Raw genomic sequence first — 6182 nt, 5'->3', positions numbered from 1 at the left:
GTCCGGGGCGAGCTCGGCGCCCGCCAGCGCCGACAGCAGGGCGGGCAGGCCGGGCAGGCAGAAGCCGTCCTCGGTGAGGATCGCCTTGCCGATGCCGCCGCGCTTGCCGAGCACCTCGCGGGTGTGCTGCCAGGTGTCGGCGACCTCCTCCGCCGAGGGCACCCCGAAGCCGTGCCCCACCGGCGCGGCGTGCCGCAGCTTGATGAAGGAACTATCCCCAAAGGACAGGGCGACCTCGCAGCGCTCGCCCAGCAGCTCCTGGTCGCCGGCCGACAGCCGCCCCATCACCGCGCAGCTGTCGCGGCACTCCGCGGCGCACACCCCGAGCGCGTGCGCCACGTTGCTGTGCTGCCGGTCCAGGTAGGCCCGCCAGCCCGGCCCCGGCGCCTGGGCCACCCGCAGCGACTTGGCCGCCGCCGAGCGGTCCACGCGGTTGTGCGCGCAGGTGGAGTCGTCCAGCCCGAAGACGCTGCCGTCCACCTCCGCGTCGGCGGTGATCCGCGCCGGGTCGGCCGCGTGCCCCCACACCACCTCCCACACCAACAGCGGCAGGTACTCCGACACGATGTGGACGGTGGCCACCAGCCCCGCCATCTCGTTGCGCGAGAACCGGGCGTGCACCACCTCCAGCAGCAGCCGGTACGCCGGACGCAGGCTCGACAGCGCGCCGCGCTGCTCCTCCTTGGGCTCCTGGGGCATCCGACACGCCCGCGCCCGGTCCACCAGCGCCGAGTACGCCCGGCCCCCGGTCTCGGCGTCGGCCATGTCGAAGTCCTCGGCGTCCAGGTCCAGCAATCGCTGCCCGAACAGGCACAATCGCCGCAGTCGCCGCTCCTCCGGCTCGGGCAGGTCCAGCATGGGCAGCAGGGCTCGGACATCCCCGAACGCGTAACGGTGACACAACGTCTCGATGACATCGACGCCAGAATTCATGTCGGATAGCTTTCCATTTCCAATCTCGCGCAATAGGCTGGGCCGGTCCTATCAGCCGCTACGCCTGAAGGTGGCCGCAGTGCCGTTGCGCGAAGACGACCGCGAGGTCGAATGGTCCGAGGAGCTGGACATACTTCCCGACCGCTCGGCCGACGACTCCGACTCCGGTTGGGGCGAGCCGCGCCCCGCGGCGCGCCGCCGGGCGCGCGATCAACAGCTGCTGGACGAGCGTCCTCCGCACTGGGAATAACGCCGACGGGATTTACCCGTTTTGTCGCGCTTGGTGGGCTTTGCCGGTAATTTCGGCCCCATGAGCGAGCCCACGTATCGATACGGCCGCGCCACTCCGCGACGCCCGGACGATCCCACCCAGCGCATGAACCCGATCCCCAGCGACAAGCCGCCGTCCCGGATCAACGCCGGGCGGCTGTGGGCGGGCGGTCTCGGCACCGCCGTGGTGGTGGCCCTGGTGGTGGTCGTCGGCGTCCTGCTGGTGCGCGGCGTGCTGCACATCGCGGTGCTCGCCCCTCAGGGCGAGGGTGCCTACGGCACGGCGAACACCACGACGTACGCGATCTCGGCGGGCGTGCTGGCCCTGTTGGCCACGGCCCTGCTCCACATTCTCCTGTTGGCGATGCCCCGCCCCATGCAGTTCTTCTACTGGATCTGCGCCCTGGTGACCGCGGTGGCGGTGCTGCTGCCGTTCACCCTGATGGCCAATCTCGACGCCCAGGTGGCCACCGCCGGGATCAACCTGGTCGCGGGGATCTGCCTGATGACGGTGCTCGGCTCGATCGGCGCGTCGGCCGTCAACAGCGACTACCAGCGCTGATTGGTCCACAGTAGGTAGACAACTCCCATGGCCGCCGTAGGGAATGCGAACCCCCGCCGACGGGTTGTGACCCAGGTCCCAAACCGTTCGGACGATGCGGGCGTCGTACGATGAGCTAACAAGCTTCCCTACGAGTCAAAGGCCACGCGATGACCGCAACCGATGGCGCCAAGCCCGAAGAGACTGAAACCAACACCCCGGACTTTGACATCACCAAGCCGACCATCGCGCGGGTCTACGACGCGTTGCTGGGGGGCAAGGACAACTTCGCCGCCGACCGCGAGGGAGCGGCCACCTACATGAAGTACGTCCCCGACGCCGGGCGGTGCGCGATCGACAACCGCGCCGGGCTGGTCAAGGGCGTGCAGTACATGGCGCGCAACGGCATCGACCAGTTCCTCGACATCGGCAGTGGCCTGCCGACGGTGAAGAACACCCACGAGGCGGCCCAGGAGATCAATCCCGAGGCAAAGGTGGTCTATGTGGACGTCGACCCGATCGTGCTGGCGCACGGCCGGGCCCTGTTGGCCACCAACAACTCCACCACCGTCGTCCAGGCGGATCTGCGGGAACCCGAGACGATCCTCGCCAACGAGGACGTCCGGTCGATGCTGGACTTCAACCGCCCCATCGGTCTGATGGTGGTCGGTCTCCACATGCACTTCCACGACGACGAGAACCCCGACGAGTGGGTGCGGACCCTGATGGACGCGATGCCCGCGGGGAGCCACCTGCTCATCACCGACTTCGTCGACACCGGGGAACCGCTGCAAAAGGCGATGGAACAGGCGGGCCTGCAGAGCCTCGGCAACGGCTGGATCCGTACCCCCGAGCGCATCACCGAGCACTTCCTCGGTCTGCCGCTGCTGCCGCCGGGCCTGGACTTCATCTCGCGCTGGTTCCCCGAGGAGCCGGACCGCGAGGTGCCCGCCGCCGAGGCCCTCGAGCCGTACCAGCGCATCCTGATGGCGGGAATCGCCGTCAAGTAGTCCTAAAAGTCCTCTTTGAGGATGTTGTTGAGGAAGTCCTTGGTCTTATTGGGCTGGTTGGCCTGTACCACCAGGCGTTCCATCGTCGCGGTGTACAGGTCGACGTCCTCGCGCTTGTCGAGGTACAGCGCGCTGGTGAGCTGTTCGATGTAGACGATGTCGGGCAGCTCTTGGTCGGGGAACCGCAGGATCGTGAACGCGCCACCGGCCGCCGGGTGGCCTCCGGCCGCGAACGGGATGATCTGGATCTGAATGTTGGGCAGCTCGCTGAACTCGATGAGCTGCTCCAGTTGGGCGCGCATGACCTTGGTGCCCCCGATCGGGCGGCGCAGCGCCGCCTCGTCCACGACCGTCCACAGCCGAGGGGCGGTGCCCTTCTGGAAGTTCTTCTGCCGCGACACCCGCAGATTCACCCGGTGCTCGACCTCCTTGGGGCCGGTGTGCCCGTGCCCCAACATCACCACGCCGCGCGCGTAGTCCCGGGTCTGCAACAGACCGGGGACGAACTGCACTTCATAAGTACGAATCAGCGAAGCGGTGGCCTCCAGGCCCAGATAGGACTGGAACCAGCCCGGCAGCACGTCCCCGAAACGGTGCCACCAGCCGGGAGTGTTGGCCTCCTTGGCAAGCGCGATCAGCTTGTCGCGCTCCTCGACGTCGTCGACGCCGTAGAGGGTCAGCAGGTCCTCCACGTCGCGGACCTTGAATCCCACCCGCCCCAGCTCGAGGCGGCTGATCTTGGATTCCGAGGCCCGGATCTCCCAACCCGCGTCGGCGCGGGTGATTCCCTCGGCCTCGCGGAGTCGGCGCAGGTGGGCACCGAGCAGCATTCTCAGCGCCGTGGGCCCACCTGCGGACCCGATTCCAGACGCCGGCATCGTCACGCCGTGAACCTCCGCACCGTTACTCATCGCATCGTGGATGTGCCGTCACATCCAAGCATGTCACCCTCACAGGTTAATGGAAACGGCCGGATGTACCGGTAAGAGCCGGCGTCCGGACGGCCTACACGTAGGTCCTTAACGGACGGTCTTGCCGGCCAGCAGCGCGACTTCGACGCAGTTCCCGCTGGGATTGCTGCGGCGGCTCTTGCGCCATGTCGCGGAACGGGAGAGCTTCGTGGTCGGCGTTGTGTTGCTCGTCATTTCGATCAATCCTTCCGACTGTCCTGGGGGGGACATCCACCTTCTCGGTGGGGCGATACCGCTGTTCGGCAGCGCCCTCGGGACTACCATACGGGACTGCACGCGATTCTGCTCGTTCAGATGCACGTGCAGATGGGGATTGCTGATGCATTCGACCGATGCATGCTAGGATGACTGTGACGGTGCACATAAGCCTGAATGAGACACCCAGGAAGGAATTGGGACTCATGGTGGAGCGTCTTTCGCAGGTCCTCAACGGTGTTGAAACCGTGGGCAAGCTGCGGAGTTCCCTGTGTCAGTACGTGATGTCCATTGATCCCAATAGCACCGATCCCGTGATCTACCGGTGCGCCGAACCTTGCGGGCGGCATGTCGCCGAAGCCCAAAAGGTGAGAGCGGGCCTTCTGTGGCACTACCGGGGTCGTAGCGTCGCGAAAACCTTCGGTCTGACCGATGAGGAGATCGAGGGAGAGATGTTCTCCGCGCTCAACACCGCATGGATACGCGATGGGAGCATCTACACCGCGCGGTTCAACTGACCATTGCCGCGCGGCTTACGAGTATTAACTCGAGGTGGGGTCAAAGATTCGGGGAGGCCGGTGGGGGCCTCCCCGAACACCTCGCGGGGTCACAGCATTAGCCCGCGCAGTCCCTTGATGTTACGCCTCGGCGAGGTATCCGCTGTACGCCGCCACGGTCAGAAACGTCGGATATTCTTCTCCGACAGCGCATTCCGCGAAGATCCGGCGGGCCTCGTCGAAGCGGTCGCCGTCGAAGCGCCGCAGCCGCGCGAACTCGTCGTCCAACAGCTCGGTGATCCACCGCCGCGTCACGACCCGACCGGCGTCGGTGCGGGCGCCCGCGCGGATCCATTGCCAGATCTGGGATCGCGAGATCTCGGCGGTGGCGGCGTCCTCCATCAGGTTGTTGATCGCCGCGGCGCCGTTGCCCCGCAGCCAGGACTCGATGTACCGCACGCCCACCTCGAGGTTGGCGCGGATGCCGGCCTCCGAGATCGTCCCCGGTGTGGAGGCGACGTCCAGAAGCGACCTCGCGTCGGGGACCACGTCCTCGCGCAGGCATTCGATCTGGTTGGGGATGCCGCCCAGCGTCTCGTCGAAGACCTCCATGGCCACCGGCACCAGGTCCGGATGCGCCACCCAGGAACCGTCGAAGCCGTCGTCGGCCTCGCGGGACTTGTCGGCGCGCACCTTCTCCAGGGCCGCGGCGTTGATCTCCGGGTCGCGGCGGTTGGGGATGAACGCCGCCATACCGCCGATCGCCGAGGCGCAGCGCCGATGGCAGGCGCGCACCAGCTGCTCGGTGTAGGCGTGCATGAAGGGCGTGGTCATGGTGACCTGGTCCCGGTCGGGCAGCACGAAACCCGCTCCCCGGTCGCGGAAGTTCTTGATGACCGAGAAGATGTAGTCCCAGCGGCCCGCGTTCAGGCCGGAGCTGTGATGCCGCAGCTCGTAGAGGATCTCCTCCATCTCGAACGCCGCGGTGATCGTCTCGATCAACACGGTGGCGCGGATCGTCCCGTGTGGAATGCCGAGCAGCTGTTGGGACAGAACGAAAACGTCGTTCCACAGTCGAGCCTCGGCGTGGCTTTCCAGCTTGGGGAGGTAGAAGTAGGGGCCGCGTCCCTGCTCGATCAGTGTCTTGGCGTTGTGGAAGAGGTACAGCCCGAAGTCGACCAGCGAGCCGCTGATCGGCACCCCGTCGATCTGGAGGTGGCGCTCGGTCAGGTGCCAGCCCCGGGGCCGCACGATGATCGTCGGCAGGTCGGTGAGGGTCTCTCCGATCAGCCGGTAGGACTTGCCCTGCTCGCTGGTGAAGTCGACGCGGCGGCGCAGCACGTCCATCAGGGTCAGCTGGCCGTTGATCACATTGGGCCAGCTCGGGGTCGAGGAGTCCTCCAGGTCGGCCATCCAGCACTTGGCGCCCGAGTTGAGCGCGTTGATCGCCATCTTGCGATCGCAGGGGCCGGTGATCTCGACCCGGCGATCCTCCAGCCCGGGGGCGAACGGCGCCACCGTCCAGGAGATGTCGTCGCGGATCGCGGCGGTCTCGGGCAGGAAGCCCGGGTCGGCGCCGTTGGCGATCCGGCCGCGGCGCTCCTGCCTGTCCTGCAACAGTTCCTGGCGGCGCCCCACGAACGCGTGATGCAGGGTCGCCACGAACTCCAGCGCCTCGGGCGTCAGCACCTCGTCCTGGCGGGGAATCGGGGAACCGGCGACGATCACCTCGCGGGTGAGCCGGTGGTCGGTGAGCATTGTCATG

Annotated in this window: 8 protein-coding genes; 4 read left to right on the top strand and 4 right to left on the bottom strand. The window is 67.0% G+C overall.

What is annotated here, in order from left to right:
- The coding region (locus VE172_RS08800) for a hypothetical protein (RefSeq protein ID WP_324800011.1) at positions 1–933 on the bottom strand (933 nt) is incomplete at its 3' end.
- A 79-nt stretch (positions 934–1012) separates the two neighbouring features.
- Between VE172_RS08800 and VE172_RS08795 the strand changes: the two genes are divergently transcribed.
- The 3 genes from VE172_RS08795 to VE172_RS08785 all read left to right on the top strand — a co-directional run bounded on the left by VE172_RS08795 (position 1013) and on the right by VE172_RS08785 (position 2754).
- Entirely contained in the window at positions 1013–1183 is a 171-nt protein-coding gene (locus VE172_RS08795; protein ID WP_324800008.1) for a hypothetical protein, read from the top strand.
- Positions 1184–1243: 60 nt separating this feature from the next.
- On the top strand, positions 1244–1765 hold the full coding sequence (locus VE172_RS08790; RefSeq protein WP_324800005.1) for a DUF6069 family protein: 522 nt from the start codon (positions 1244–1246) through the stop codon (positions 1763–1765).
- 149 nt (positions 1766–1914) lie between these two features.
- A complete protein-coding gene (locus VE172_RS08785; RefSeq protein WP_324800002.1) occupies positions 1915–2754 on the top strand; it encodes an SAM-dependent methyltransferase in 840 nt (279 codons plus the stop codon).
- A gap of 2 nt (positions 2755–2756) precedes the next feature.
- Here the strand turns inward: VE172_RS08785 and VE172_RS08780 are convergent, their stop codons facing one another.
- Together VE172_RS08780 and VE172_RS08775 are read right to left on the bottom strand one after the other, a co-directional pair.
- Positions 2757–3584, bottom strand: a complete 828-nt coding sequence (locus VE172_RS08780) for a helix-turn-helix domain-containing protein (RefSeq protein ID WP_324799999.1) — start codon at positions 3582–3584, stop codon at positions 2757–2759.
- 189 nt (positions 3585–3773) lie between these two features.
- Positions 3774–3899, bottom strand: coding sequence for a DUF397 domain-containing protein (locus tag VE172_RS08775; protein ID WP_324799997.1), 126 nt, complete (start codon positions 3897–3899; stop codon positions 3774–3776).
- 227 nt (positions 3900–4126) lie between these two features.
- Here VE172_RS08775 and VE172_RS08770 point away from each other — a divergent pair, with 227 nt between their 5' ends.
- The gene (locus tag VE172_RS08770) at positions 4127–4438 is read left to right on the top strand and encodes a hypothetical protein (protein ID WP_324799995.1); all 312 of its coding nucleotides are present in this window, start codon (positions 4127–4129) and stop codon (positions 4436–4438) included.
- 120 nt (positions 4439–4558) lie between these two features.
- Here the strand turns inward: VE172_RS08770 and aceB are convergent, their stop codons facing one another.
- Positions 4559–6181 (bottom strand): malate synthase A, encoded by a 1623-nt coding sequence (gene aceB / locus VE172_RS08765; RefSeq protein WP_324799993.1) that lies wholly within the window; start codon positions 6179–6181, stop codon positions 4559–4561.
- Position 6182 lies beyond the last annotated feature (1 nt).

This window comes from Stackebrandtia sp., assembly GCF_035643755.1.
Taxonomy (GTDB): Bacteria; Actinomycetota; Actinomycetes; order Mycobacteriales; family Micromonosporaceae; genus Stackebrandtia.
This window is presented reverse-complemented; position numbering and strand designations above follow the sequence as displayed.